General features: G+C 61.7%; 2 pseudogenes. Both read right to left on the bottom strand.

Annotated features, from left to right (window positions below):
• Nucleotides 1–16 precede the first annotated feature (16 nt).
• A pseudogene (locus LG661_RS24780) lies at nucleotides 17–445 on the bottom strand (IS630 family transposase).
• A 34-nt stretch (nucleotides 446–479) separates the two neighbouring features.
• Nucleotides 480–694, bottom strand: a pseudogene (locus LG661_RS24775) (hypothetical protein); the annotation flags it as partial.

Raw genomic sequence — 694 nt, 5'->3', positions numbered from 1 at the left:
CTAAAGCATCGGACGGTTAAACGGACGCATAGCCGGCAGCCCTGAGGAAGTTCCAGCATTCGTGCGGCTCAAAGAGATTGCAAATGTCACCGAGCGCTCGCCAGAGCGCGTCGAAGGTGCGGGCCTCGGCCTTGCGCAGGTGTGCCTTGATCTTGGCGAAGGCCTGTTCAATTGGATTGAGATCGGGCGAATAAGCCGGCAGAAACAGGAACCAGGCGCCTCACTGTTTCAGACAATGGGCGGCTTTCTCGCTCTTGTGGACCGCCAGATTGTCGAGGATCACCACGTCACCTTTGTGCAGGCTCGGCGCGAGTTGTGTCTCGATGTAAGCCTCGAACGCCAACCGGGTGATCGGGCCATCAATGACCCACGGTGCACACAGCTCATTGCACCGTAGCCCTGCGATGAACGTGTGAGTTTTCCAGTGGCCAAAGGGAGCGCTCATGCGCGGCTGGCGGTGGCCTCTCCAGACCCGGCGCTCATTGCGCACATCGGCGCGTGCGCACTCCGCCGCCATCAGGGCTTTTTTTATAGCTGAAGCCGCGCCGGCACAGGAAGCGCGAGAGCATCGCCGGGGCTGCTACCACCCCGTGTTCCTCCAGCAGCCGGGTCGCCAGTTCGGGCATGGTGATGGCGGGCTCGCCCTCAACGGTCTGGATCAGGAAAGCCTCGTAAGCCACCAGCTTGCCGCCTC

This window comes from Microvirga roseola, from assembly GCF_020866965.1.
Classification (GTDB): Bacteria; Pseudomonadota; Alphaproteobacteria; order Rhizobiales; family Beijerinckiaceae; genus Microvirga; species Microvirga roseola.
The sequence above is the reverse complement of the archived record's forward strand: the minus strand, read 5'-3'. Positions and strand labels throughout refer to the sequence as shown.